The sequence below is a fragment of the Streptosporangium sp. NPDC049248 genome, assembly GCF_040678965.1.
GTDB classification, from domain to species: domain Bacteria; phylum Actinomycetota; class Actinomycetes; order Streptosporangiales; family Streptosporangiaceae; genus Streptosporangium; species Streptosporangium fukuiense.
On record NZ_JBFAQY010000021.1, the window covers coordinates 115,885 to 142,505 of the forward strand.

The following is a 26,621-nucleotide window of genomic DNA, read 5'->3' on the forward strand; positions in this document are numbered from 1 at the left end:
TCGGTATAGCTAAGGTAAGGCTAATCTAATGAAATAGCCATTTAGGTAAGCCTATCTTTTGGAGAGCGAAATGTCCCTACCTGTCCTTCCGCGGCGGGGATTCATGGCTGTCGGCCTCGGCCTCGTGTTCGCCCTGGCCGCCTGCGGGAGCGGCACCGAGACGGCTCCCGCGGCCAGTGGCTCTCCGGCTGCCTCCTCGTCGGCGGCGGGTCCGTGGACCTTCACCGACGACCGCGGAAAGAAGATCGAGCGGCCCGAGCGCCCCGCCCGCGTCGTCGCCCAGGTCGGCGCCGCCGCCGCGCTCTGGGACTTCGGGGTCCGCCCGGTCGCTGTCTTCGGCCCGCACAGGCTCAAGGACGGGACCAGGGACCCCCAGGTCGGCAACGTCGACATCACCAAGGTCGAGTCCATCGGCAACGTGTGGGACGAGTTCAACGTCGAGAAGTACATCTCGCTCCAGCCGGACCTGCTGGTCAGCGGCATGTACACCGGAGACACCCTCTGGTACGTGCCGGAGAAGTCCACCTCGACCATCGAGCAGGTGGCGCCCACCCTCGGCGTCCGCCTGGTCGGCAAGTCGCTGCCCGAGATCATCGGGAAGTACGGCGAGGTGGCCGCCGCCCTCGGCGCGGACCTCAACGCCCCCGAGGTGACCGCGGCCAAGGCGAGGTTCGACGCCGCGGCCAAGGCGCTCGTCACCCCCGAGACCAAGAACCTGAAGATCCTGATCATGTCGGGTGGCCCGGAGATGATGTGGGTGGTCAATCCCGACGACCACGCGGACGTGCGCTACTTCAAGGAGCTGGGCCTGGACGTCGTGGTGCCGGACAAGGTCGACGAGGCGGGCTTCTGGGAGACGCTGAGCTGGGAGAACGCCGACACCTACGAGGCGGACGTGATCCTGGTGGACGCCCGCACCCAGTCGATGCGGGTCGACGAGATGATGAAGAAGCCGACCTTCGCCAAGTTGCCCGCGGTCAAGGCCGGGCAGGTCTACGCCTGGCACGCCGAGGAGCGCTACAGCTACCAGGGCTACGCCGACGTGCTGGAGAAGCTCCTGGCCGACCTGGTCAAGGCCAAGAAGCTCTAGCCCGGTGGCCGGGAAGGTCAGCCGGACCGCGGCCGTGGGTCCGGTCGCGGATCTGGGAGGCACCGGCCCACGCGCTCGGCTCCGCGAAGCGGCCGGCGGGCGGGATCAGGTGTAAGCGCCGCGGACCTCGATGATGTCGGCCAGCGGGAACTCCAGGTAGTCGCCCGCCTCCTCGCACCACGCGTCGAGCACGCCGCTGCGCAGCTCGCCGTGGCTGATGGTGGCGGTCAGGCCGTCGGTCAGCGTGATCGCCGCCCGCACGCCCCGATCGACGACGAAGCCGAGCAGCGACTGCTGGGCGGTCGGCAGGCGGGAGGCCATGCGGCCGATGACCGCCCACGTCCTGCCGCCGGACTGGGCGGCCTGGCCCTCGGCGACGAGCAGGCGCTGGGCGTGCTCGCGGGGGTCCGGCGGCGGCTCCACCAGTGGGTACGGGGGCTGTTCGAACTCGGCCACTCTGCCTCCGGGCAGCAGGATCAGCCGCCCGTTCCGCGGTTCCTCGACGCGGGCCCTGCGGATGGTGATCTCCCCGGTGTCCTCGATGGGCACCGGCGCGTAGCCGTTCTCCCGCAGCGCCGCCAGGGTCCTGTCGGCGGGCATCGCGCTGGCCAGCACGGTCGGGGCGAGCAGCCGCAGGCCCAGCCTGCCCAGCCGCCGATGCCCGGCGATCTCGGCCAGCAGCACCGGGTCGGAGGCCTGCACGATGCAGGCGACGGTGGTCACCGTGACCTCGCCGTGCCGCCTGGCCACGTCGTGAATCAGGTACTCGAGGGGCTGCGGCACCCTGCCCACCTCGGCGAGGTCCGTCAGCAGACCCTCGGCGGTGTAGCCGGCGTCCATGGCCCGGCGCACGCTGGCCGGGGTGAACCGCCAGACCGAGGCCGCGCCGCGCGACTCGCGCTCGGCGGCCCGGTCGAGCAGTTCGGCGAGCTCGCCGGCGGGCGGGCCGGTCACCACCGCGGTGAGGTCGGCGCCGAAGAGCGCGCTCCGCCGCACGCTGGCCAGCGCCCTGGTGGAGCACTCGACCAGCACGGGGTCGTTCTCCACCAGGGGTGCGGAGTCGTCGATCTCGTCGCCGGGGAAGGCGTCCAGCCCGGCCATCGCGCGGCCGAGGTCGGTGATCGTGTCGAGGGCGACCAGCCCGAGCATCCGGGCCTCCTCCAGCACGGCGGGAGCGCATTCGGCCAGCAGCGACCGGTCCAGCAGCGGGGCGTGCCAGTACGCGGACTCGACCAGCCCGGCCAGGTCGACGCACGCGGTGCTGGCGGGCAGGCGGGCCAGCACGCCGAGCACCGCCCGCCGGGCGCGGGCGACCATGGCCCCGGCGGGATCGTCGCCGAGCACCGTGCCGTACTTGCCGTCGACCTTCCGGAGCGACGAGCGCTCCATCCGCCACCACGCCGACAGCAGCACCCTGAGCCTGGCGGCCGCGTCGTCCAGCCGCCAGCGGTCGAACTTCTCGGTGGGCACCAGCCCGCCGGCGGAGTCGTCCCAGGCCAGCAGCCGGGCCACCGCGCAGACCTCCAGCAGCAGACGGGTCTCGTCCTCGTCGCAGCCGGTGTCCTTGGCCACCCGCCGGACCTCGCGCACCCCCACCCCGCCCGCCTTGAGCAGCGGCAGCGGGAACTTCGCGGTGTTCTCCAGCATGGCGGCGCAGCGTTCCACCACGTGTGGCGCGGCCAGGGTCATCAGGTGGTCGACGGCCTCGGGGTCTACGGGGAGCGTGGCCAGGTCGGGCGGGACGGGGGTGAAGGGCGGGTGGTAGTCGGGGCCGCGCAGCGCGAGCGCCACCTCACGGGGCATCTCGGCCACATTCCAGCTGGGGCGGAAGAGCAGCCCGTGGTCGGTGGCCCACTTCTCGGGAGACCCCGGCACCACGAACTCGCCGCCGTCCACGTCGCGGACAGGACCGTCCCAGGCGAACTCCTCAAGCAGCCGCCTCGCACCCTCGGGAGCCTTCTCCAGCAGTGCGGTCACCCGGTGCGGGTCGGAGAGGATCTCGGTGACCCTGGCGACCGTACGCCGCTTCGGGCCGTGCGGCAGGCCCAGGGTCCTGGCCAGCTCGCGCAGCGCGTCCGCGCTGACCGTCCAGGAGTTCAGGTAGTTGGGGAGCGGCTCACCGAGCCCGCAGGGGGCGGTCCACCAGCGGGCGAGTCCCTCGGCCACCCGGATACGGCCCTCGGCGTCCGGCCACGCCAGGGCGTGGTCGAACAGCAGGTCGAGCCAGGGCGCCACCTCGGCCTCGGACACGCCCATGAAACGGGCCACCGCCTCGGGCCCGGCCTGCTCGCCGAGGGTCAGCGCGGCCTGCGCCACCTCCAGGGAGGGCAGCGGCAGGCCGCGCATGACCTCCATCACCGCGAACCCGTTGCCCAGCCGCTGCGCCAGGGTGTCCAGGCGGCGCGGCCACGGCGGGGCGATGGCGTCCGGCCGGTTGGCCAGAACTCGGGCGAGCCGTTCTTCGTCGAGGGTTTTCAACCAGCCGAGCAGGTGATCGTCCATCTCGCAGCTCTCTCAGGAATCTCGCGCGGGGACTCTCCGTGAGCCATAAACATCCACGGTAATGCAGAGGGCATCTCTGACGGCGTCTACCGCGCAGAATGCGACGCGTTATATGAGGTCCCCATCCGGTTCTAACCGGTCCCGGGGCCGCCGGGAGGGAGGAGTGGCGGCCCCGGGACCGATTGGCGCCCTTGAGGGGAAGAGGCGGCGCCGTCCGGAAGAGGTCGGTGGAGGTGGTGAAGGAGCGGGGCGTGGCGGGCGTTCGTGGGTCTACGGGCGGTCGAGGGGGGCGGGATCCTCGCGAAGGGCGGTCCGCAGGACGGCCCAGACAATCTTGCCGTACGGGGCCAGCGGTGCCCAGCCCCAGCGGAGGCTCAGTGACTCGACGATGTGCAGTCCGAGGCCGCCGATGTCGAGCGGCGAAGGATCGCGGAGCGCGGGGAAGCCGGCTCCCGGGTCGTTGAGCGTGCAGGTGACCAGATTGCCCCGTCGGATCAGCGAGAGCCGGATCGGCTCCCTGGCGCGTGACTCGGCGAGCCGGAGGCCGTGTCTGAGGGCGTTGGTCGCCAGTTCCGAGACGACCAGCTCCATGTTCTCGCCCAGCTCGCCGAGGTCCCAGCCGGTGAGGGTGCCCGTCGCGAAGCTGCGGGCGGAGTGGACGGACTCGGCGTGTGGCGGGAGCACGAAGGTGGCGCTGGCCATGGCTGCGGGGGATCCGGAGAGAAGATCACGCGCGGAGTCGGGCCACCAGCCTGCGGGGGGCCACCAGTCGAGCGCCGTCCATGACGTTGACGTTCGGGGGGGCGCGGTTTGGGCGGACTGCACAGTCGCAATCATGGTGCAAACTCCCGTGCAGGTGCAAGAGCGAATGCACGTGCATAAGGTGTGTGCAACCGCTACCGTTACCGGTGATTGGGTAATTTTGGACGAAAGGGGATCTTGATCGTGGCCAGGGACTCTTCGGCCGCGAAGTGACAGACTGTCGATCAGGAAAGCGAGCGAGGAGCATCACGTGTCCATGGATCCGCCCGGTACCGGTTCCACTGTCCGGCGCATCATGCTCGGCGCGAGTCTGCGCCGGCTGCGTGAGGAGAAGGGGCTCGCCCGTGAGGCAGCGGGATTCCACATCCGTGCCTCAGAGTCCAAGATCAGCCGTATGGAACTCGGCCGCGTCGGCTTCAAGACGCGTGACGTGGAAGACCTGCTCACCCTGTACGGCGTACTCGACGACGCAGAACGGCGCGGCCTGCTGGAGATGGTCCGCGAGGCGAACACCCCCGGCTGGTGGCACAAGTACGGCGACCTGTTGCCGAACTGGTTCACCACCTACGTGGGGCTGGAGGAGGCGGCGAACATGATCCGCACCTACGAGGTGCAGTTCATTCCCGGCCTGCTGCAGACATCCGCCTACGCGCGCACCGTGATCCGGCTGGGCTACCCGGACGTGCCGGAGGCGGAGATCGAGCGTCGTGTGCATATGCGCATGCAGCGGCAGGATCGCTTAACGAAGAAGGACGGCCCCCGGTTGTGGGCGGTCATCGACGAGGCGGCCCTGAGGCGTCCCATCGGAGGTAAGGAGACGATGCGTGAGCAGATCCAGCACCTGCTGGAAGTGTCCACGCTTCCCAACATCACCCTCCAGGTGATGCCTTTCCGATTCGGCATGCACGCGGCTGAGGGTGGCGCGTTCAGCATCTTGCGGTTTCCCGAGTCCGACCTGTCGGACGTCGTCTACGTCGAGCAGCTCTGGGGTGCCCTCTACCTGGACAAACGTGAGGACATCGATCCATACCTCACGGCCATGGAGCAGTTGTGCGTGGAAAGCACCACGCCCGGGGGCACCGCCGAGATCCTCGGCGACCTTCTCAGAGAGATGTAAATGGAGCAGACCTACAACGGCATGCCGGCCACTGACCTTGCCGGGGCCAGCTGGCGCAAGAGCCGCTACAGCAACTCGACGGGTAACTGCGTCGAGCTTGCCGAACTTTCGGATGGCAGCATCGCGGTCCGAAACTCGCGTTTTCCCGAGGGGCCTGCCCTGATCTACACCAGGGACGAGATTCGTGCCCTGGTGCTCGGGGTGAAGGATGGGGAGTTCGACGGTTTAACGGTGTAACACCGTTTTTACCTCAGAGCCGCCGGGTTAACCGAGCCGCGCCGGTGGTGTAACCGGGAGAGTGGAACGGCACGGAAGAGTTTGAGATCACAGCGATTGGGGGCTCAAGCCGTGCTCGACCAGATGACCTTGTACCCGGTGGCCGACGACGTGCTGTTCGCGCCAGGCGGGCGCGTCGTGATCCGCACTTACGGCGTTGCCTCGGCGGTGACGGGGGAGGGTGCGCCCACTCCGGTGTCCTACCGCACATGGGTCACCGGAGTGCGCGACCAGCCACGTTACTGGCGCTGGGGTCACTTCGAGGACGCCTGCCACGGCCATCGCAAGGTGCTCGAATGGCTGACCGGCCGGGGCCCGCAGCCCGCCGCCGCGGCCGCCTGAACGGGATCTCCGCACCACGCGAGGCCCCTTTCCCCGACCGGTCCGAAGCCATGATCCACCTGGCCGTGAACGATCTCATGGCCCGTCGTCTCACCGGCGAATCCGCCACCTGGTGAGGCTTTGCGCGTCCGCGGCAGGAGATCGTCTCCACCCGCGTCCTCCGTCTTGCGTCTCCTGCCGGCCGGACTCCGGCGGCAGGGCCGCCCGGAGGGTGCGTCTCCGCAGGCGGCGGATGTGGGGCCGCTGAGTCGCCGACTTTCCCGTACGGGTGCGGCCTGGGCGCTCACCCGGCATGACCGCTGTTTCCGGTGCCTTCTGTCGCCGTGGCGTCTTGGGCGGCACACCCCTCCTGGGGCTCCAAGCCAAACCCAAGCATGTTTCAAGGTTTTCGCAGGACCTCCCACTAGCGTGATCGCTGCTTCCCGAAATGACGGTGAGAGCGCTCGGATCCTCTGTCGCCTCCGCATGGGAGCCGGTGCGCGAGGCCGTGGCCGCACCCGGCTTCGCCGAACGGGCCTCCCGGTTCGACGCGACGGAGGGCGAGCCGCGCCCCCGTCCCGCCGGGAGACCCGCTGACATGCGGTTCGAAACACACAACGATCACCAAGGAGGTGCGGGGATGCCAGAAGATCGGCTGCATACCCGTTTCCAGGCCGTGGCCGGAGCGCACCCCTCGCGCCTGGCGGTGCGGGGAACCGGCGGCGAGCTCACGTACGGGGAACTGGAAGCCCTGGCTCTGCGGGTCGCGGGAGAGCTGCGCAGGCTCGCGGGGGATCGGCTCGTCGCGGCGAGGGTCGCTCGGAGCCATCACGCCGTCGCGGTGCCGCTGGGGATCATGATGGCCGACCGCGCCTACGTCCCGATCGACCCCGCGTACCCGGAGAGACGCCAGGACCAGATACTGGCCGACGCCGGTGTGCGTCTCATCGTCACGGACCTGCCGGTGGCCGGCGAGTCCGTGCTCGCCGAGATCGGCCCCCTCTGGATCGTGGAGCGGGCGTCGGCGGGGGCCCTGGAGGTCCCTCCGGACACCGCCTACGTCATCTACACCTCCGGGTCCACCGGCGCTCCCAAGGGCTGTGTCGTCTCCCACTCCAACGTGCTCGGCCTGATGGACGCCGCCGGTGAGGTCTTCTCCTTCGACGTGGACGACGTCTGGGTCCTGTTCCACTCACTGAGCTTCGACTTCAGCGTGTGGGAGATGTGGGGCGCGCTGCTGCACGGTGCCCGCCTGCTGGTTCCCGCCGCGGAGGTCGTCGTGGACCCCCAGGCGATGATCTCCACCCTGCTCTCCGAACGTGTCACCGTCCTCAACCAGGTGCCGTCGGTGTTCGGCTACCTGGTCAGGGAGCTGGCACGTTCGGGCACCCGCCTGCCCGCACTCAGATACGTGGTCTTCGGTGGTGAGGCGGTGTGCCCGCCGGACCTGGAACTGTGGTGGAGCGCCGGCCTCGGCGGGGCCCGGATGGTGAACATGTACGGGATCACCGAGACCACCGTTCATGTGACGCACTGCCTTCTCTCCCCCGAGCTGCTCGCCCGAGCGCCGGAGTCCGCCACGCCCATCGGGCGGCCCCTGAGCCATCTCTCGGTCAGCCTGCGGGATTCCACCGGAGCGGAGGTCGGCGTCGGCGAGCCAGGGGAGATCTGGGTCTCCGGGGGCGGGGTCGCCCACGGCTACCTGGGACGCGCGGATCTCACCGCGAGCCGTTTCGTCACCGGCCCGGCCGGATCGCGCCACTACCGCAGCGGCGACTGGGGAACGCGTGACGGGGAGGGAAACCTCTACTACATCGGCCGCAGGGACACGCAGGTCAAACTCAGGGGGTTCCGGATCGAGCTCGGTGAGATCGAGTCGGTGCTCAGCGGGATGGCCGGGGTGAGAGGCGTCGCGTGCGTGGTGGAGAAAACCCCCATCGGGGAGCCCCAGATGGTGGCCTACGTCGACTCCGCGTCGCCGGGGGCGGTCACGGAGGCCGATGTGAAGGGGTACGCGAGACTGTCGCTTCCACGTCACATGGTGCCGCACAGGGTGAAGCTGCTCGACTCGTTCCCCCTGACCGGTAACGGCAAGCTCGACAGGGCGGGACTCGCCGCCCATCACGCCGTCCAGCGGACGCGACGTCGCTGAGGCGCGGCGGGTTCCGCAGGAAGTGCCCGCGGGTGGCCGGGACGACCTCGCCGTCCAAACCGGATCTCCACGCTGTACGGCATGATCCTCCTCGACTAGGGTTCCACCAAGCAATCGCTTGGGTCGAGGAGGCGCTTACCGTGCGGCGAGGCATCTACCTGATCGAAGAGGTCGACTTCCGGCCGATGAACTCCCGCAGGCCGCTGGAGTACCTCACCTGGCTCACCCGCTACAAGAAGGAGGACGAGGCCCTCGACACCCCGGAACTGACCCAGGGGCTGTCGATCAGATCCAGGGACATCGACCTGGTGGGCGCCTTCTACGCCGTCGGCATCACCGGCCACCCCCAGTTCAAGGCGGTCACGCTCTGGGACTGCCACGGCGGCTGGGACGGCGGCTGGCGGCAGATGATGAACATCTACGACGGCGTCGACGGCAGGCTCTTCCTCTCCGACATCGACGACCTGCGTTTTTCCGCCTTCTCCCGGCCGCTGGGCGCGGTGCGCGGCAGTCCGGCCCTCGCCGACATCACCGCCGAGGGCTACGCGGCCCCGTTCTACCTGTTCGAGAGCGCCCAGGTGCGGCCCGGGGCCGCGCTGGACTACCTCGACGCCGTCCGCGAGGAGCGCGCGCCCGTCCTCGCCGACCACGGCCACCGCCCGATCGGCCTGTACGAGGTCCTGTTCTGCGACACCGAGGTCGTCACCGTCTGGGGCATGACGCTGGACGACCACCTGGCGCTTCAGCGGTCCAGGGACGCGGCGCTCGGCCTGGACGACGAGGTGGAGCCGGACGGCCGGCTGCTCGACTGGAGCAGGCGGGCCAGGGAGTTCCTGGCGGGCCCGTGGCGGGAGACCCTGCTGGCGCCCTTCCCCGGCTCCCGGCTCTCCCCGATCTAGGCGGTGGGGAGGACCGGGGCGTTCCAGGTGAGGACGACCGGCTCGTCGCGCTCGAAGCCGAGCCGGGAGTAGGTGCCGGTGTCCAGGCGGAACAGGCGGCCGTCGGTCGGTGGCAGGCCGAGCCAGCGGGCGCACAGCACCCGCAGGTAGTGCCCGTGGGCGACCAGGACCACGTCGCCGTCCGCGGCCAGGGCGCGGGCGATCACCCGGTCGGCGCGGGCACCGACCTGCTCCGCGCTCTCGCCGGGGTGCTCGGCGTCGCCGGGGACGACGCCGTCGCGCCACAGGTGCCAGCCGGGGCGCCTCTCGCGGATCTTCAGGGCGGTGATGCCCTCGTAGCCGCCGTAGTCCCATTCCCACAGGTCGGGATCCGTCTCGTAGTCCTTGATCCCGGCGAGCTCGGCGGTGTCCCGCGCGCGCCGAGCCGGACTGACCAGGACGAGGCCGAACGTCCGGTCCGAGATCAGCGGGGCCAGTGCCCGTGCCTGCTCCTCGCCTCCGGTGGTCAGCCGTAGATCGGTGCGCCCGGTGTGCCGGCCGTTCCGGCTCCACTCGGTCTCGCCGTGCCGCAACAGAATCATCTGGTCCATGATGCCCAATCATGCCGCCGGCGCCTCGTCGCCCACGCCCCGGGGCGCGGGCGGCGAGGCGCCACGGGTCAGCGGCCCGCGAGCTCCTCGGCGACCGGGATGAAGGCGTCCAGGTCGCGCTCGTGGTGGAGCACGAAATAGGACAGGTCGTGGGTGTCGCGCCAGTGGCGGAGCTTGTCGACGACGTCCTGGCGGGTGCCGAGCAGCACCTGCGGCGTCTCGTCCTGCCGGGAGGAGTCGGCGGCGCTCCACGGCTCGTCCCGCTTGCGGACGCCGAGCTGCTGCACGCTGGTGCCGAGCTCGATCCGGTCGTAGCGGCCGGCCGCGGCCCGCCGTACCACGTCGATCTTGGCTAGGAAGGCGTCCAGACCGCCGTCCGCGCCGTCGGGGCCGGTCCCGTCGGCGCGTACCCGCATGCCGAGGTTGATCACGTCGGCCTCGCGGGCGGCCAGCCCGAGCATGCGCGGGCCACCGCCGCCGAGCAGCAGCCGAGGGTGGGGGCGGCTCAGGGGCTTGGGGGTCTGGTCCAGGGCGGTGATCCGGTAGTGCCTGCCGTGGAAGGTGAAGGGGCCGTCCGCCCACAGGCCCTTGAGCACGGTGATCGCCTCGGCCAGCCGGTCCACCCTGACCCCCGGCGGCTCGAACGCCAGCCCGGCGCCGGCGTAGTCGGCGGCCATCCAGCCGGTGCCGAGGCCCAGCTCCAGGCGGCCCTCGGAGAGCAGGTCGACGGTGGCGGCCTCCTTGGCGAGCACCGCGGGGTGGCGGAAGTCGTTGGCGAACACCAGCGTGCCGACCCGCAGACGGCTGGTGGCGCACGCCGCCGCGGTCATCGCCGCGACCGGCGCGAAGCGGGGGCCGACCAGATGGTCGGGGACGAGCAGCACGTCGAAGCCCGAGCCCTCAAGGCGGCGTGCCGCCTCGGCCCAGGCCCTGGCCGAGGTGGCCTCGCGGATCACGGCGGCGAACCGGAACGGGCGATCCATCGGCATCCCCTCTGTTCAACCAAGCGCTTGCTAAGCATAGAGGTGCCGCCCGGGCACGGAAAGGCGACTGTTGTTACCAAGCGCTTGCTTTAGCGGGCGGGAGGTTCGACACTGAGCCAATGGCTGACGACAACCTGGTCCGCGAGGTGACCGACGACGAGGTCGCCTTCTTCGCGGACAACGGCTGGGTAAGGCTGCCACGCCTGGTCGAAGGCGGCTACGTGGCCCTGCTCCGCGACCGTGCCCGGGAACACCTCGCCGAGCGCTCGCGGGTGGTCGCCTCCAAGGTCGACCAGGCGTTCGGCCAGTCCAGGGACATCGCCGAGACCGACGAGCACTTCCGGGACCTGGCCTTCGCCCCGGCCCTCGGCCGCGCCGCCACCCGGCTGCTGCACGGGGTGGCCGGGGTACGGATCCAGGTGACCAACCTGCTGATCAAGGAGCCGGACGGCGGGCACGGCGCCACCGAGTTCCACCAGGACTTCCCGTGGATGCCGATGGACCGCTCGGCCATGCTCACCGTCTGGCTGGCCCTGGTGGACGTGCCCGCCGACATGGGCTCACTCCGGTTCCTGTCCGGTTCCCACCGGTACGGCCTGCTGGGCCGCTCCTTCGCCAGGGACGGCGACGACCAGTTCAGCCAGCATCCGTGGCTGAAGGAGCTGGAGACCTCCCCGCCGCTGGACCTCGCGGCCGGAGACGCGACCGTGCACCACGCACTGACCGTCCACGGGGCGGCCGCCAACCGCAGGGACAGTGCCAGGCTGTCGTTCACGGTCACCTACTTCGACGCGGACGCGCTCTACACCGGCACGCCGTACGGGCAGACCGACGGCCTGGGGCTGGTCGTCAACCAGCCGTTCGAACACCCGAGGTTCCCGGTCGTCGCGCACGCGTGAACGGGGCGGCGAAGAGCGAGGAGTGGTGAGCGGACATGAGTGACAGCCCCGTCCCGAGCGTCGAGACGATCACCGGCCCCATCGGGGATCCGGGCGCGACGCTCATGCACGAGCACATCTTCGGGCTCAGCCCGGAGATCCTGTGGAACTGGCCGGACATTCCCGAGGGCTGGGACCTCGAAGCGCGCGCCCACGAGGCCGCGGCCAAGCTGAACGACCTGAAACGGCACGGCATCGACACGGTGGTCGACCTGACCGTGGTCGGCCTGGGCCGCTACGTGCCCGCGGTGCAGCGGGTGGCCGAGCTGACCGAGGTCAACATCGTGGTCGCCACCGGCCTCTACACCTACGACGCGCTGCCGCCCTACTTCGGCAACCGCGGGCCGGGTTCGCTGTTCGGCGGCGCCGACCGGCTGGCCGAGTTCTTCGTCAGGGACATCACCGAGGGAATCGGCCGTACCGGGGTGAAGGCCGGCGTCCTCAAGTGCGCCACCGACCACCTCGGCATGACCGCCAACTGCGAGCGGGTCTTTCGCGCGGTCGCCGAGGCGCACCTGGAGACCGGGGTGCCGATCTCCACCCACTCGCACAGTGCCTCGGGCGGCGGCCTGGAGCAGCAGAAGCTGCTGGCCCGGCTGGGCGTGGACCTCTCCAGGGTCGTCATCGGGCATGCCGGAGACGCGACGGACGTCACCTACCTGGAAGAACTCATCGCGAACGGCTCCTACCTGGGCATGGACAGGTTCGGCATCGAGACGATCAGCTCGTTCGAGAACCGGGTGGCGATCGTCGCCGAACTCGCCGCGCGCGGCCACGCGGACCGGATGGTCCTCTCCCACGACTCCTACTGCTTCAACGACCGCTTCGACGCCGACGTCGTACGGCGACGCCACCCCAACTACCACCTGCTCCACATCTCCAGGGACGTACTGCCCGAGCTCCGCAGGCGGGGCGTCACCTCCGAGCAGATCGACCTGATGCTCATCGCCAACCCCCGCCAGATCCTCGCCCGGCGCGAGCCGTACCGAGAGGCAGGTCATGATCACCGCTGAGGACTTCGACGTCAGCGCGGCCTGGCACGTCGCCGCGCCCTACGACTTCCTGCGCAGGCTCCGCGACGAGCGCCCGGTGTTCCACAGCGAGCACCTGGGCGCCTACGTCATCAGCCGGCACGAGGACGTGCGCGCCGCCTACGGCGACCCCGGGCGCTTCTCCTCCGAGGGCTCGCTGACGATCTCCCGCAGCCTCGCCGGCGAGACCAGGCGGATGCTGGGCGAGCACGGCTCGTTCCTGTCCAGCTTCGTGGCCAACGTCGACCCGCCCACCCACACCCGGCTGCGCCGCTCGGTCTCGCGCGCCTTCACCCCGCGCGCCGTCGCCGCGATGGAACAGCGCTTCCGCGACCTGAACGAGGAGGTGCTCGACCGGGTGATCCCGAGCGGCGGGGGAGACCTGGTCGCGGAGATCGCGCACGTGCCCTCGATCAAGCTCACCGCCCGCTTCATCGGCGTCCCCGAGGAGGACGAGGCCTTCGTCAAGGAGCACGTGAAGGACTGGTTCCAGCTCTTCCTGTCGCCGCAGCCGCCCGAGCGCCAGCTGGTGCTGGCGGAGAGCTTCCTGACCTACCTCGACTACGTCGACAAGCTGGTCGCCTCCCGCGCCGCAGAGCCGCGCGACGACTTCGTCTCGCTGATGACCTCGCTGATCGGCACCGAGCTGTCGCACCGCGAGGTCGTCGAGCTGATCTCCACGATCCTGCTCGGCGGCAACGACACGGTACCCAACCAGCTCGGCAACAGCGTGTTCAGGCTGCTGCGCGAGGGGATCTGGCCGGTGCCGCCCGCGCTGGTGCAGAACGCGGTGGAGGAGTGCATGCGCATCGACGGCGCCAGCCTCGGCTCCTTCCGGTATGCCGCCGTCGATGTGGAGATGCGCGGCGTGACCATCCCGAAGGGCTCGCTCTGCCTGCTCTCCACCGACTCCGCGGCCCACGACGAGCGCGTCTTCGACGAGCCGGACGAGTTCCGGATCGACCGCGGCAACGCCGACGCGCACATGACGCTCGGCTACGGCATCCATTTCTGCGTGGGAGCCGCGCTCGGCCGCCTGCAGCTCCGTACCGCGCTGGAGGTGCTGGGCCGCCGTCTCCCGGGGCTCCGCCTGGCATCGGGCGGACCGCCCGTCACCTACCGCACGTCGCTGGTCGGGCGGGGTCTGACCGCGCTGAACGTGGAATGGTGACGCGCTTCGACGGCCGGGTGGCGCTGGTCACCGGTGCCGCCTCGGGAATCGGCGCGGCGACCGCGCGCCGGCTGGCCGCCGAGGGCGCCTGCGTCGGGGTCGCCGACCTGTGGGCCGCGGGCGCGCGCTCGGTGGCCTCGGCGATCAGGGCCCGCGGCGGTACGGCGTGCGCGCTCCACTGCGACGTGTCGAACGAGGCGGAGGTGAAGGCGGCCGTGGCGCAGCTGACCGGTTCGTTCGGCGGGCTGGACGTGCTGCACTCCAACGCCGCCTGCCTGGACCGCGACGTCTACGGCCGCGACCAGGACCTGCTCGACCTGGACGTCGGGATCTGGGACCGCACCATGGCCGTCAACCTGCGAGGGGCGATGCTCATGGTCAAGCACGCGGTCCCCGCGATGCGCGACGGCGGCGCGATCGTGCTGACCTCGTCGGTGTCCGGGCTGGTGGGCGACGCCGACCACGCGGCCTACGGGACGTCCAAGGCGGCCCTGACCGGATTCACCCGCTACGTCGCCACCATGTACGGCTCGCGCGGCATCCGCTGCAACGCGGTCGCCCCCGGCCTCGTCATGACCGACGCGGCGCGCGGGGCGATGTCCCCGCGGCGGCTGGCGGAGAAGGCCGCCGAACGTCTGCTGCCCTGGGCGGCGGAGCCGGACGACGTGGCGGCGCTGGTCGCGTTCCTCGCTTCGGACGAGGCGCGGTGCGTGACCGGCCAGACGATCGTGGTCGACAGCGGGACGACGGCGCACCGTCCGGAGCACGCGATCAGGGCCTGGGAGCGTGCGAAACTGGATCCGTGACGTTATCTGTGGGTCTGGTAGGTGCCGGACCGTGGGCCGAGATGGTGCACGCGCCGATGCTGGCGGCTGGTCCGAACACACGTCTGGCGGGCGTGTGGGCTCGTCGCCCCGAGGCAGCGGCCAGATTCGGCGCTCCCGTCTTCGAGCGGATCGAGGAACTCTTCGACAACTGCGAGGCGGTCGCGTTCTCGGTGCCGCCCGCCGTCCAGGCGGAGCTCGGCGTGCTCGCCGCCAAGGCGGGCAAGGCACTGCTGCTGGAGAAACCGCTCGCCGCCGACCTGGACGGCGCGCGGCGGCTGGCCGAGGCGGTCGCCGAGGCGGGCGTGGCCTCACAGATGGTCCTCACCTGGCGTTACTCGCCCGCCACCCGGGCCTTCCTGGCCAGGGTCACGGCCATCGAGCCGTTCGGCGGCCGGGCGGCCAACATCTCGGGGGCGATGCTCGGCGGGGACTTCGCCACCTCCTGGCGGTTGGAGCGCGGCGCGATCCTCGACGTCGGCCCGCACATGATCGACATGTTGGACGCCGCGCTCGGCAGGGTCGTCGGGGTCCGCGCCCACGGCAACCCGCTGGGCTGGGTCGGCCTGCTGCTGGAGCACGAGACCGGCGCGGTCAGCGAGGCGTCGCTGTGCATGAGCGTGCCGGGCGAGAGCCCGCCCTCCGACGTCGAGATCTACGGCCGCCTCGGCCGGGAGAGCATGGACGACACCCGGCTGGGCTCCGACGTCTTCTCCCTGATGCTCATGGAGTTCGAGCGGACCGTGCGGCGCGGTGGCGGCCACCCCCTGGACGCCGCGCACGGCCTGCGCCTGCAGGAGATCATCGCCGCCGCCGAGGAGCAGCTCGGCTGAGAGGCGCCCCCGCCGAACGACGGCCCGCCGGACGGGCGCGGCCTGTCAGGGGGACGGAGAGCGGCTCTTTCGAAGAGCGGGCCGGAGGTCTGACGGGCGGTCCCGCCGGAGCGCGGCCTGTCGCGGGACGGCTCGCCGGTAGCGTTGTGCCTGGAGAGCGGTCCTTGGCGCGGCCTACCCGAGGAGCCACAGAGCGGTCTGTCCGAAGCCTCGGCATAGAGGCTGTTCGGGGGAGTTGATAGCGTTCGTCCAACGCGTGGTGTGAGCGAAGTCCGGTGTGAGTCCGGCGCTGTCCCGCAACTGTCATGGCCCCTCGTGGGTCGAGCCAGGTCGCCTCCGCCGCGTCGTCGACGCCGACCCTCGTGGAAAAGGGTGACCCGTCCTTGTCTGGGTCCCTCGGTTCCGGTAACTGAAAGGACCTCCCTTGAGGCCCGTACGCAGCGCCCTCGCCGGCGCCCTGCTCGCCACGCTGACCCTCGCCGGATGCGGTCAGACATCCCCCGCGACCCCGCCTTCCACCACCTCCGCAAGTGCCGCCGCGACTCCCTCGGCGGCGGGCTTCCCGGTCACCGTCGAGGCGGGCAACGGCTCCGTCACCATCGAGAGCAGGCCCGAGCGGATCGTCTCGCTGTCGACCGCCGCCACCGAGAGCCTGTTCGCGATCGGCGCCGGAGCACAGGTCGTCGCGGTGGACGACCAGTCCAACCACCCCGCCGAGGCGCCGAAGAGCGACCTGTCCGGTTTCAAGCCGAACGTCGAAGCGATCATCGCCCAGAAGCCCGACCTGGTCGTGCTCTCCAACGACATCGACGGCATCGTCGCCGCGCTGGGCAAGGTCGGCGTCCCGGTGCTGCTGGAGCCCGCCGCCACCAAGCTCGACGAGGCCTACGACCAGATCACCGACCTCGGCGCCGCCACCGGCAACGGCGAGCGGGCCACCGAACTCGCCGAGCGGATGAAGAAGCAGATCGACGAGCTCGCCGCCGCCGCGCCGAAGAACGCGAAGCTCACCTACTACCACGAGCTGGACGTCACCCCCTACGCGGCGACCTCCGCCACCTTCATCGGCCAGATCTACGGGCTGTTCGGCCTGACCAACATCGCCGACAAGGCCCCCGACGCGGCGGGCGGCTACCCCAAGCTCTCCGCCGAGTTCGTCGCGCAGGCCGACCCCGACCTGATCTTCCTGGCCGACACCAAGTGCTGCGGCCAGTCGAAGGACACCCTCGCCAAGCGTCCGGGCTGGTCCAAGCTGTCGGCCATCAAGAACGACCGGGTCATCCTTCTCGACGACGACATCGCCTCCCGCTGGGGACCGCGCGTCGTGGACCTCGCCCAGCAGGTCGGCGAGGCCGTTCAGAAGGCCGCGGCCAGCTAGTTGACAGATCTCCCCCGCTCCTCCGGCGTCCCCGGCGGCACGGCCGGGCAGGCGGCCCGGCTCAGCCCGGCGGTGACGGCCGTGGCCGTGGCCCTGCTGCTGGCGAGCATGCTCGCCGGGCTGCTGGTCGGTGCCGCGGACATCGCGCCGCGCAGCGTGCTGATCCAGCTGCTCGACTGGTTGCCGTTCGTCTCGGCCGACTCCGGGCTGGCCCCGGTCGAACTGAGCCTCCTGGCCGAGATACGGCTGCCCAGGGTCCTGCTCGCCGCGATCGTCGGCGGTCTGCTGGCCGTCGCGGGAGCCGGCTACCAGGGGGTCTTCCGTAACCCGCTGGCCGACCCCTACCTGCTGGGAGCCGCCGCGGGCGCCGGTCTGGCGACCACGGCGGCGATCGTTCTCAGCAAGGGCGACGGCGAGGCGATCGGCATTCCCGCCGCGGCCTTCGTCGGCGCCGTCGGCGGCGTCCTGCTCGCCTACGCGCTGGGCAACGCGGCGGGCCGGGGCGGCGGCACCGCCACGCTGGTCCTCGCGGGTGTGGCGGTCACCTCCTTCCTCACCGCCGTCCAGACGTTCCTGCAGCAGCTCAGGGTGGAGGAGCTCCAGCGCATCTACGCCTGGATCCTCGGCAACGTCGGCGGCGGCTGGGGGCAGGTCACACTGGTGGCCCCGTACGCGGTCGTCTCGGTGACGGTCATGCTGCTGCACGGCAGGCTGCTCGACGTGCTCTCGGTCGGTGACGACGAGGCGGTCACCCTCGGCCTGAACGCCGCCAGGGTCCGCCTCGTCGTGCTGTTCGCGGCCTCCCTGGCCACCGCGGCGGCCGTGGCGGTCAGCGGGCTGATCGGCTTCGTCGGCATCGTCGTGCCGCACGTGGTCCGCCGCCTGACCGGTTCCTCGTACCGGGTCGTGCTGCCGATCTCGCTGGTCGGCGGGGCCGCCTTCCTGGTCCTCGCCGACCTCATCGCCAGGACCGTGCTCGCCCCCGCCGAGCTGCCCATCGGGGTGGTGACCGCCTTCTTCGGCGCGCCGTTCTTCGTGGCCGTACTGCGCATGACCCGCCGGGTGGAGACATGAGCGGCCAGGTCCGTCCGTACGGGGCGCACGCGACCGTGGCCCGTGCGCCGCGCGGAGGGGAGATCCGGTGAGTCGTCTCGCGGTGAGCGACCTGTCGGTGGTGCTGGACCGGCGGACCGTGCTGTCCGGCGTCGGGCTCGACGTCGATGACGGCGGCTGGCTGGCCGTCATCGGCGCCAACGGCGCGGGCAAGTCCACGCTGCTGCGCGCCCTGGCCGGGGTGCTGCCCTGTGCGGGCGAGGTGCTCGTCGACGACGTGCCGGTCAGACGGCTGCGGCCCAGGGACCGGGCCAGGCTGCTGGCCTACGCCCCGCAGTCCCCGGCGCTGCCGGTCGACATGACGGTGTTCGACTACGCCCTGCTCGGGCGTACCCCGTACATCCCCTACCTGGGCCGCGAGGGCCGCCGCGACCGCGAGGTGACCGCTTCGGTGCTGGAGCGGCTGGACCTGTCGCACCTCGCCGTCCGGCGGCTCGGCCGTCTGTCCGGAGGCGAGCGCCAGCGCGTGGTGCTCGCCAGGGCGCTGACCCAGCAGGCCCCGGTGCTCCTGCTCGACGAGCCCACCACCGCCCTCGACCTGGGACATCAGCAGCAGGTGCTGGAGCTCGTGGACCGGCTCCGGCTGGCCGACGGACTCACTGTTGTCACGACATTGCATGATTTGAGCCTGGCCGGCCAGTACGCTGACTCGATGATGTTGCTCTCGGGCGGCCGGATGGCCGCCTCCGGCACCCCGGCCGAAGTACTGACCGGAGAGCTGATCGGTGAGCACTTCGAGGCCCGCGTCCGCGTCGCCACCGGCCCCGGTGGCAGGCCCGAGGTCCATCTGGAGCGTCCTTGACCGGGTCCGAGATCCGTCCGGGCGTTCCCGGGCGTACGCGAGGTTCGTCCGAAGGGCTGCTGAGCGGGCCCGAGATCCAGCCGGACGTCCGCGAGGTCTCGCTGAGGCTGAGTCACCGCGAGGAGGACGGCGCCCGGCTGGCCTCGCTGCTCTGGGAGTTCGGCCCCGGGTGGCGGGCGATCTCCTCGGCCATGGTCGGCGGCGGCATCGGCCCGGCCGCCTGGGCGCTCAACGCGCAGGTGGTCGGTGGATACTCGCGGATGGACCCGGTGGACCACCTGCTGGAGCTCGCCCCGCCGGGCCCCGGGGTCGGCATGCTCACCGCCGCCTCGGTCGAGCACTTCACCCGGGCCGACGACGGGGGGGTGGAGGTCATGGCGACCGTCGGCCTGCGCGTCCCGACCTGGGCCGCCGCGCCCGAAGGCGTGCCGGACCCCGAGCTGGCCCCCGTGTACCTGCCTGGCACGATCAACATCGTCGTCGTCGTACCGGTCGCGATGAGCGACGCCGCCCTGGTCAACGCGGTCATGACGGTGACCGAGGCCAAGACCCAGGCCCTGCTGGAGGTCGGTTTCCCCGGTACCGGGACTGCCTCCGACGCGGTCTGCGTGGCGGTCCCCGACCACGGCCCGGAGGAACTCTTCGGCGGCCCCCGCTCCACCTGGGGCGCCCGCGTCGCCCGCGCCGTCCACACCGCCGTCCGAGAGGGCGCCCAGCAGTGGGCAAACCGTGATGTCCTGACCACTTAAAGTAATGGAATTGTGGGAAGTAGCATGTGAGCGAGGGCGAGACTCCCGACACTGAGCAGGTGACCACGATGGCAACGAAGGAGCCGGCGGCCAGGCGGACGGTTCTCCAAGGAGAGCCGCCGTTCACTGTCGACGACCTGCTCAAGTTTCCCGACGACGGGAACCGCTACGAGCTCTTCAACGGGAGCCTGCTGGTGAGTCCTTCCCCTGTCCCCCTGCATCAGTACGCGAGTCTGCGTCTCGCGCGCATTCTCGAAGACGCTGCGCCGCCAGAGTTCCAGCCGCTGCAGGAGGTGAACCTCCGGGTGGGTAGCCGTGACTTCTTCATCCCTGACCTTGTTGTGGTGCCGACGGAGACCGTCGATGAGAGAGGGCTGATGTTCGCGCCACGTGACATCCTCTTGGCCGTCGAGTTGGTCAGCCCGAGCACGCAGGCGCGAGACCGCCACCTCAAGAGGGCCGCCTACGCCGCTGCGGGCATTCCCGCCTACTGGCGGATCGAGTTGTCCGAAGGCCCGTCCGTCCACGTCCACGAACTCGCCGGGGACGACTACAAACCCGCCGAAAGATACGAGGCGGGCGAGGTCGCGAACCTGCTCGCGCCGTTCGAGGTCTCCTTCGACCCCGCCGCGCTCACCCGGCCACGCGGATAGTCGTACCGTTCCCGGAAGTCCTTGCCCGGTTGGGCCGGAGGCGCTGTCTCCGGTGGCGGTCAGGCGAGCCGGGCCTCGATGCCGTCGAGGATGATGGCCAGGCCCAGCGCGAACTGGTCGTCGAAGTCACCGTTGCCGACTTCGGCGTGCCGGGCGAGCGTCGGATAGGACTTCAGGCGCTCATCCAGGTGCCGCTGGACCTGGTCGCGGATCTCGGCGTCGGCGGCGGGAGCGCGAATCCGGGACCACCAGATGTTCTCCGAGGAGACGTACCCGTTGACGTAGGACGTCAGCGCTCCCACGGCGGCGGTCAGCGCCGGGCCGCGCAGACCTGCGCGGGCGAGGGCCGAGTAGAAGAACTCGGAGCGGGCCAGGGCATTGGGCCCCGCCAGCGGGCGGGTGGCGACGAGGGCGGGTATCCACGGATGGCGGTGCATGACCTGGCGGCTCTGCGAGAGTTGCCCGATCAGAATCGTGCGCCATGACGCGTCGGTCTCCGCCATCTCGACCTCACCGAAGACCTCGTCAAGAGCGAGGTCCAGCACGTCCTCCTTGCTCGTGACGTACTCGTACAGCGACATCGTGCCCGCGCGCAGGCGGGCGGCGAGGGCGCGCATGGAGAAGCACTCGGCGCCCTCGGCGTCCAGCAGTTCGACAGCCGCCCTGACGATCCGCTCGCGCGACAGACGTGGTTTGCGAGCGGGCCCCTCGTCGCGGAACCAGATGGACTGCCCGCTCGGCATGGCGCCGCCCTTTCCGTGCACTGTACGGAAAACCGTACAGCTAATTTAGCGGCCCCGGTCCCATCACGACGAGGAGAATCCCATGACCGACCAGGTGTGGCTGAGGGACTACGCGATGCTGGCCCTGCTCATCGACCGTCTGATCGCCGTCCCCTCCGGAGGCGCCGTGCTCATCTACCGGGGCCCGGACGAATGGCGCACCCAGGCAGGGGCGCAGAGCCCGCCCCGGCCAGGCCGGCTGGCCGAAGAGGCCGACCGGCTGCTGGACGCCCTCGCCTCCGAGCAGGCCCCGTACCTGGTGGCGCAGATCCGCGCGATGCGCGCGGTGGCCCGGTACCTGGACGGGGAGAGGCTGCCGCTGGCCGAGTATGCCCAGCAGTGCCTGGGGTTACGGCCGCGGCCGTTGCCGGAGTCGGTGTTCGAGGAGGCGCACGAACTGCTGGACGCGGCGCTGCCGAAGACTCGCGGCTCGCTGGCGGAACGGCTGCGCGCCTGGCAGCGGACCCACACCCTGACCCGGATGGAGCGGCTGCCCGACCTGGTGGGCAGAGCCGTGGCCGAGACCCGTGCCCGTACCGAGACCATCGTGACGCTGCCCGCGGACGAGAGCGTCGGCTGCCAGGTGGTCGGCGGGGTGTCCTACCACGCGGCCGGACACCATCACGGCGGCACCGAGTCCACGATCTTCATCAACGGAGACCTCCCGTTCAATCTGGCCGACCTGCTGTACATCGTGGCCCACGAGGGACATCCGGGGCACATCGCCGAGTCGCTGCTCAAGGAGCGCCTGCTGGTGGACGGGCAGGGCCGCGCGGACCAGCGGGTGCGGTTCATGCTCTCGCCGTCGTTCCTGATCAGCGAGGGACTCGGGTTGTGCGCGCAGGAGATCCTCTTTCCCGGTGACGAGGCTCAGACCTGGCTGGCCGGCGCCGTCCTGCCCGAGTTCGGCATCCGCCGGGACGGCAGCGACCTCGCCGCGATCCACCACGCGAAGAACGTGCTGTGGGGGGTGTGGGGCAACGCGGCCTTCCTGGCCGCCGAGGGATCGTCCGACGCGCGGCTCGGCGATTACCTGGCGCGCTGGGCACTGTACGACGAGAGCGAGATCGCCCGCACCCTCAACCTGCTCAGACCGTCCGTCATGAGCCCGTACATCTTCGGCTACGTCCATGGGTGGCGGCTGGTGCGACGGTGGCTGGATGCCCCTGACCGCCGCGCACGGGTACGCCGCCTGCTGACCGAACAACTCCTGCCCGCCGACCTGGGCCGGAACGACGACGGTGGGGACACCGCCTCGGAGTCGGGCTATTCCAGGCCCGGCCGTTCCGGTGAGGCCGCCCGGGGCCGCGTCGCCGTGCCGTCGTCTTCGAGGGTGACCCCGTAGTCGGCGAGGGCGCCGTGTGGGGTGACGCGGCCGGTGTCGAGGTCGGCGAGGACCTCCGCGACGGGCCGCTCGTACGGGGAGCCGATGCCGCCGCCGCCGGTCGTCTCGATCACGAACGCCTCGCCCGCGCCGAGCCGGACGTTGTTCACCTTGGAGGCGAGGTGTTCCAGCGAGCCGTCCGCGCGCCGCAGGTAGAAGCCGCCGAGCCGGCCGGGCAGGCCACCGGAGCGCCCGGGCGGGGCGTTGCGCAGCCGGTCGCCCCGGGTGGTGACGTGGGCGTCGGCCAGAAAGCGGATCACCGTGCGGGAGCCGAGGCCGCCCCGGTACCTGCCGGGGCCACCGGAGTCGGGAACGGTCTCCACCGACTCCACGACGAGCGGGCAGCGGGTCTCGACCGGCTCGACCTGGGGTACCGAGTTGCGGCCGATGCCGAAGTGCACGCCGGTCGCGTCCGGGCCGTCCTTGCCCTGCCGGGCGCCGACCCCGCCGAAGTCGTACGACAGGTGGATCCAGTACGGCGCCCCGACGGCCGCGATGGAGAAGGGCTGCAGGATGCCGCTCGCCGCGATGGCGCGCTCGGGCATCGCGTCCGACAGCGCCTGGAAGACGGCCTCCATCGCCGCGTAGATGGGCACGAACCGGCCACCGCACGGGTAGGGGGAACGCGCGTTGAGCAGCGATCCGGGTGGCAGCCGCACCTCGATCGCCCGCAGGCAGCCGTCGTTCATCGCGATGGACGGGTCCAGGAAGCAGCGCATCGCGAACACGGCGGCGGCCAGCGACTGTGACGAGGAGGAGTTGATCGCCGCCGGGACCTGGGGGTCGGTGCCGTCGAAGTCGAGCACGGCTCCCGCACCGGGGGTCAGGGTGACCGCGACCCTGACGGTGTGCGAGACGGTGAGGTCGATGCCGTCGTCGTCGATCGGGTAGGACGCCTCGTAGCGCCCGGCGGGCAGGGCGAGAAGGGCCGCGCGGGTCAGCGTCTCGGTGTGGTCCAGATAGTCGTCGATCCCCCGGGCGAGCCCGGCCGGGCCGTACTCGCCGACCAGCGCCTCGATCCTGGTCGCGGCGACCGCGGTGCCCGCGACGAGCGCGCGCACATCACCCATGACCTTGTCGGGGGTACGGCTGTTGGCCCGCAGGATCGCCTCGATCGCCGGTTCCACGCCGCGCGAGGTGGCCAGCAGGACCGGGGGGAGTTGCAGGCCCTCAAGGAAGATGTCGGTGGCGAGCGGGGCCATGCCGCCCGCGGACAGGCCGCCGAGGTCCGAGACGTGGATCATCGTCGCGGTGAAGTAGGCGGGCTCGCCGGCGACGAAGACCGGCCGGTAGACGAGCAGGTCGTTGGTGTGCACCCCGCCCCGGTAGGCGTCGTTGAGCACGAACACGTCACCGGGCCGCATCCCGGCGGCCGGGATGTCCTTCAGCAGTTCGGGCAGCGCGACCTTCAACGCCATGCTGTTCATGAGCGTGGTCGCCATCGACTGCGCGACCAGGCGCCCACCCGCGTCGAGGATCGCCGCCGAGGCGTCGGACCCCTCGACGATGAACGTCGAGTAGGCCGAGCGCACCACCACGATGCTCGCCTCCTCGGCCGCCACCACCAGCGCGTTCCGCAGTACCTCCGCGGTCAGCGTCTCCGCCGTCGACCGACTCGCCCCTTCGTGGGGACCCCCGGCGAGGACCCCTCGTGCGGGCCGCCGGTGCGCCGTCGGGGGTTCCCGCGTCATGGTGTTCCGCCCTCGGTGAGGATTACCGACATGTCGTCCGCGAGCCTGGCCGTCCAGCCCGGTGGCACCACGATCGTCGCCTCGGCGTCCTCGACGATCGCCGGTCCCGCCACCTCGCGCAGGGCCGCCCTGGTGAGCACCGGCACCGGTACGTATCCGCCGAGCTCGGGAAAGTACGCGGCCCGCCGCACCTCGGCGGTGTCGGAGGCATCGTGGGCCTCCGGGCGCTTCGGGGGCCCACCCGGCTCCCGGGCTCCGGGCGCGGTGCCGACCAGGGAGTGCCGGGCGGTCTGGGTGACGCGGACGCGGTAGCCGACGACCTCGATGGGGCCCCGCTGCTCGATGCCGTACACCTGCCGGTATCTCGCGAAGAAGCGGTCGGCCAGTTCGGCGGGGGAGTCGCTCCATCGCACGGTCAGGTCGTGGGCCTGTCCGGTGAAGCGGACGTCGGCCGAGCGGGTGACCGAGACGCCGGGGGAGCCGAGGGTCACGTTCAGGTCGGCGGCGGCGGTCTCGGCCAGGATGGCGAAGACCCGCACCGGGTCGGCACCCGGGGCGGACAGGACGCGGTCGGTGGACAGGTCGCCGGCCAGCAGGCCGGCCGCGGAGCCGACCCCGCAGTGCGCGGGAACGACCACCGTGGAGATGCCGAAGCGGGAGGCGACCCTGGCCGCGTGCATCGGGCCCGCGCCGCCGAAGGCGACCATGACGAACCCTCGGGGATCGATGCCCCGCTGCACCGTCACCACGTGGACCGCCGATCCCATCGAGGCGTTGGCGATCTCGTGGACGGCGTGCGCCGCCTCGGCGCGGGAGACCCCGAGCGGGCCGGCGAGGCGGCGGTCGACCGCCTTCTCCGCGAGGTCGAGGGAGAGCGACATCGTCCCGGCGGCGAACGAGGCGGCGTCGAGGTAGCCGAGCACCAGGTTGGCGTCCGTCACCGTCGGCTCGTCGCCGCCCAGGCCGTAGCAGGCCGGGCCGGGTTCCGAACCGGCCGAGCGCGGGCCTGCCCGCAGGGTGCCGGCCGGGTCCACCCATGCGATGCTGCCCCCTCCGGCCCCCACCTCCGCCAGATCGATCGCCGGGATCTTGACCGGCACCCCGGTCCCGGCCCTGCGCCCGCCGAAGCTGCCCTTGCCGCCCACGTGGAACTCGTGGGTGATCTCCGGCTCGCCGTTCCTGATCACGCAGGTCTTAGCGGTGGTCCCGCCCATGTCGAAGGAGACGACGTCCGGATGGCCGGACGCGGCGGCGGCCAGCACCCCGGCCGCGGGCCCGGACTCGATGGTGGCCACGGCCCGCCGGGCCGCCAGTTCGGCGGACATCACGCCGCCGCCCGAGTCCATGACGTGCACCGGCGCGGTGATTCCGATGCCGGCCAGCCGAGCGGTCAGCCGCCGCAGGTATCCCGCCATGACGGGCCCGACATAGGCGGACATGATCGTGGTGGTCGCCCGCTCGTACTCGCGCAGTTCCGGCCAGACCTCCGAGGAGATCACCACGGTCGGCACGACGCGTCGGAGGATCTCGGCGACCCGCCGTTCGTGCGAGGGGTTCGCGTACGAGTGCAGCAGGCAGACGGCGGCCGCGGTGACACCCCGCCGCGCGATCTCCTCGCCGACGCGGGTCACGGCCGCCTCGTCGAGCGGTTCGAGCACCTCGCCCCGGTGGTCCACCCGCTCGGGCACCTCGAAACAGTCACCGGCGGCGACCGGCGGCGCGGGAGGGTCGAAGCGGAGGTCGTAGCGGTCCTCCTCGACTCGCGCGTAGCGGCCCAGGGGGATCGCCGAGCGGAAACCTCTGGTCGTGACATAGGCGACGCGGACGCCTCTGCGTTCGAGCACGGCGTTGGTGGCCAGCGTGGTCGCGTGCACGACCCTGGTCACCAGGGAGGGGTCCCTGCGGCCGAGCGCGGCGACGATGCCCGTGACGATGCCGTCGGCCGGGTCGTCGTGGGTGCTCAGGCACTTGGCGACGCTGATCCCGCCATCCGGCCCGCGGAGCACCACGTCCGTGAACGTCCCTCCGACGTCGACCCCGATCGAGTGGCTCAACGGCTCTCCCCGTCTGATCGTCCGGCGCTCCGGGCAGGTGGCCCGTCGCGACGCGGGGACGGGTTCCGCGCCCGCTCGCCCACGAAGGGCAGGCTATTTCCCTAGCAAGCGCTTGTCCATGGGGTCGCCTGGGCCGCGTCCGGGTGACCGGCTCGCCCGTGTCCCGGTGGCCCTCGTCCTCCGCTCCTCTCGCGTTTTCGAATTCGCGGGCCCTCCGCTCGCGTACCGGAGGAGCCTCCTCGGGCGGATGGGAAGCAATGAGAGCTTTATCCCCTTTATTGCTTATTAGATGGAAATATCGAGAAATATGGGGTTTTCGTCCCGCTGGATTGAGGTGACTGCGGGTCATTGGGCGAGACGAGGGAGCCGGTTCCCGCAGGGTATACATTGTCGCGCCGGGGCCCCGTCGGGATTAGACTTTGCGTAACTGTCCGCGACGGGGGGTGGACATGGTGAAAGGCATGGTCGGCGCCGGGGTGGTGATGGTGAGGACGGGGCGGAGACATCCGTTTCGTGACCAGGTGCG

The 26,621-nt window shown here is 71.0% G+C and carries 24 protein-coding genes; 17 read left to right on the plus strand and 7 right to left on the minus strand.

Going from position 1 to position 26,621, the window contains the following annotated elements; genetic code table 11:
• Positions 1–103: 103 nt before the first annotated feature.
• Positions 104–1,090, plus strand: coding sequence for an ABC transporter substrate-binding protein (locus tag AB0K21_RS31045; protein WP_343964057.1), 987 nt, complete (start codon positions 104–106; stop codon positions 1,088–1,090).
• Between the two features lie 105 nt (positions 1,091–1,195).
• Here AB0K21_RS31045 and AB0K21_RS31050 read toward each other — a convergent pair whose 3' ends face one another.
• Positions 1,196–3,592: a helicase-associated domain-containing protein gene (locus tag AB0K21_RS31050; RefSeq protein ID WP_364155216.1), complete on the minus strand. Its 2,397-nt coding sequence runs from the start codon at positions 3,590–3,592 to the stop codon at positions 1,196–1,198.
• 270 nt (positions 3,593–3,862) lie between these two features.
• Positions 3,863–4,294, minus strand: coding sequence for an ATP-binding protein (locus AB0K21_RS31055; protein WP_343964053.1), 432 nt, complete (start codon positions 4,292–4,294; stop codon positions 3,863–3,865).
• 355 nt (positions 4,295–4,649) lie between these two features.
• Here AB0K21_RS31055 and AB0K21_RS31060 point away from each other — a divergent pair, with 355 nt between their 5' ends.
• The 5 genes from AB0K21_RS31060 to AB0K21_RS31080 all read left to right on the plus strand — a co-directional run bounded on the left by AB0K21_RS31060 (position 4,650) and on the right by AB0K21_RS31080 (position 9,119).
• Positions 4,650–5,471, plus strand: coding sequence for a helix-turn-helix transcriptional regulator (locus AB0K21_RS31060; protein WP_343964142.1), 822 nt, complete (start codon positions 4,650–4,652; stop codon positions 5,469–5,471).
• Positions 5,472–5,708: a DUF397 domain-containing protein gene (locus AB0K21_RS31065; RefSeq protein WP_030921376.1), complete on the plus strand. Its 237-nt coding sequence runs from the start codon at positions 5,472–5,474 to the stop codon at positions 5,706–5,708.
• A gap of 123 nt (positions 5,709–5,831) precedes the next feature.
• Entirely contained in the window at positions 5,832–6,089 is a 258-nt protein-coding gene (locus tag AB0K21_RS31070; RefSeq protein WP_343964049.1) for a hypothetical protein, read from the plus strand.
• Between the two features lie 619 nt (positions 6,090–6,708).
• A complete protein-coding gene (locus AB0K21_RS31075; protein ID WP_343964047.1) occupies positions 6,709–8,220 on the plus strand; it encodes an amino acid adenylation domain-containing protein in 1,512 nt (503 codons plus the stop codon).
• 140 nt (positions 8,221–8,360) lie between these two features.
• Entirely contained in the window at positions 8,361–9,119 is a 759-nt protein-coding gene (locus AB0K21_RS31080; RefSeq protein WP_364155219.1) for a hypothetical protein, read from the plus strand.
• Here AB0K21_RS31080 and AB0K21_RS31085 read toward each other — a convergent pair.
• Both AB0K21_RS31085 and AB0K21_RS31090 read right to left on the minus strand, forming a co-directional pair.
• Positions 9,116–9,709 carry a histidine phosphatase family protein gene (locus tag AB0K21_RS31085; protein ID WP_364155221.1) on the minus strand — a complete coding sequence of 198 codons (594 nt, stop codon included), beginning with the start codon at positions 9,707–9,709 and terminating at the stop codon, positions 9,116–9,118. The genes AB0K21_RS31080 and AB0K21_RS31085 overlap by 4 nt on opposite strands.
• 68 nt (positions 9,710–9,777) lie before the next feature.
• Positions 9,778–10,692: a TIGR03621 family F420-dependent LLM class oxidoreductase gene (locus AB0K21_RS31090; RefSeq protein WP_343964041.1), complete on the minus strand. Its 915-nt coding sequence runs from the start codon at positions 10,690–10,692 to the stop codon at positions 9,778–9,780.
• A 119-nt stretch (positions 10,693–10,811) separates the two neighbouring features.
• On the opposite strand from AB0K21_RS31090, the gene AB0K21_RS31095 reads away from it, so the two are divergent.
• The 10 genes from AB0K21_RS31095 to AB0K21_RS31140 all read left to right on the plus strand — a co-directional run bounded on the left by AB0K21_RS31095 (position 10,812) and on the right by AB0K21_RS31140 (position 20,184).
• Entirely contained in the window at positions 10,812–11,591 is a 780-nt protein-coding gene (locus AB0K21_RS31095) for a phytanoyl-CoA dioxygenase family protein (RefSeq protein WP_343964039.1), read from the plus strand.
• A gap of 35 nt (positions 11,592–11,626) precedes the next feature.
• Entirely contained in the window at positions 11,627–12,643 is a 1,017-nt protein-coding gene (locus tag AB0K21_RS31100; protein WP_343964037.1) for a phosphotriesterase-related protein, read from the plus strand.
• A complete protein-coding gene (locus AB0K21_RS31105) occupies positions 12,630–13,832 on the plus strand; it encodes a cytochrome P450 (protein ID WP_364155224.1) in 1,203 nt (400 codons plus the stop codon). Before AB0K21_RS31100 ends, AB0K21_RS31105 begins: the two co-directional genes overlap by 14 nt.
• Positions 13,829–14,638 carry an SDR family oxidoreductase gene (locus tag AB0K21_RS31110; protein WP_364155226.1) on the plus strand — a complete coding sequence of 270 codons (810 nt, stop codon included), beginning with the start codon at positions 13,829–13,831 and terminating at the stop codon, positions 14,636–14,638. Before AB0K21_RS31105 ends, AB0K21_RS31110 begins: the two co-directional genes overlap by 4 nt.
• Positions 14,635–15,489 (plus strand): Gfo/Idh/MocA family oxidoreductase, encoded by an 855-nt coding sequence (locus tag AB0K21_RS31115; protein ID WP_343964031.1) that lies wholly within the window; start codon positions 14,635–14,637, stop codon positions 15,487–15,489. The genes AB0K21_RS31110 and AB0K21_RS31115 overlap by 4 nt, the downstream gene beginning before the upstream one ends.
• A 424-nt stretch (positions 15,490–15,913) precedes the next feature.
• Positions 15,914–16,867, plus strand: coding sequence for an ABC transporter substrate-binding protein (locus AB0K21_RS31120; RefSeq protein WP_343964029.1), 954 nt, complete (start codon positions 15,914–15,916; stop codon positions 16,865–16,867).
• 72 nt (positions 16,868–16,939) lie between these two features.
• A complete protein-coding gene (locus tag AB0K21_RS31125; protein WP_343964140.1) occupies positions 16,940–17,941 on the plus strand; it encodes an iron ABC transporter permease in 1,002 nt (333 codons plus the stop codon).
• A 67-nt stretch (positions 17,942–18,008) separates the two neighbouring features.
• Positions 18,009–18,782 carry an ABC transporter ATP-binding protein gene (locus tag AB0K21_RS31130; protein ID WP_343964027.1) on the plus strand — a complete coding sequence of 258 codons (774 nt, stop codon included), beginning with the start codon at positions 18,009–18,011 and terminating at the stop codon, positions 18,780–18,782.
• Between the two features lie 101 nt (positions 18,783–18,883).
• Positions 18,884–19,531 carry an adenosylcobinamide amidohydrolase gene (locus tag AB0K21_RS31135; protein WP_364155269.1) on the plus strand — a complete coding sequence of 216 codons (648 nt, stop codon included), beginning with the start codon at positions 18,884–18,886 and terminating at the stop codon, positions 19,529–19,531.
• A gap of 26 nt (positions 19,532–19,557) precedes the next feature.
• The gene (locus AB0K21_RS31140) at positions 19,558–20,184 is read left to right on the plus strand and encodes a Uma2 family endonuclease (RefSeq protein ID WP_364155229.1); all 627 of its coding nucleotides are present in this window, start codon (positions 19,558–19,560) and stop codon (positions 20,182–20,184) included.
• Between the two features lie 59 nt (positions 20,185–20,243).
• Here AB0K21_RS31140 and AB0K21_RS31145 read toward each other — a convergent pair whose 3' ends face one another.
• Positions 20,244–20,927: a TetR/AcrR family transcriptional regulator C-terminal domain-containing protein gene (locus AB0K21_RS31145; RefSeq protein WP_364155231.1), complete on the minus strand. Its 684-nt coding sequence runs from the start codon at positions 20,925–20,927 to the stop codon at positions 20,244–20,246.
• 82 nt (positions 20,928–21,009) lie between these two features.
• Here AB0K21_RS31145 and AB0K21_RS31150 point away from each other — a divergent pair, with 82 nt between their 5' ends.
• Entirely contained in the window at positions 21,010–22,311 is a 1,302-nt protein-coding gene (locus AB0K21_RS31150; protein ID WP_364155233.1) for a hypothetical protein, read from the plus strand.
• On the opposite strand, the gene AB0K21_RS31155 is transcribed toward AB0K21_RS31150, so the two are convergent.
• Positions 22,233–24,041 (minus strand): hydantoinase B/oxoprolinase family protein, encoded by a 1,809-nt coding sequence (locus tag AB0K21_RS31155; RefSeq protein ID WP_364155235.1) that lies wholly within the window; start codon positions 24,039–24,041, stop codon positions 22,233–22,235. The two genes, AB0K21_RS31150 and AB0K21_RS31155, sit on opposite strands and share 79 nt — an antisense overlap.
• Positions 24,038–26,095, minus strand: coding sequence for a hydantoinase/oxoprolinase family protein (locus AB0K21_RS31160; protein ID WP_364155237.1), 2,058 nt, complete (start codon positions 26,093–26,095; stop codon positions 24,038–24,040). The genes AB0K21_RS31155 and AB0K21_RS31160 overlap by 4 nt, the downstream gene beginning before the upstream one ends.
• Between the last annotated feature and the right edge of the window lie 526 nt (positions 26,096–26,621).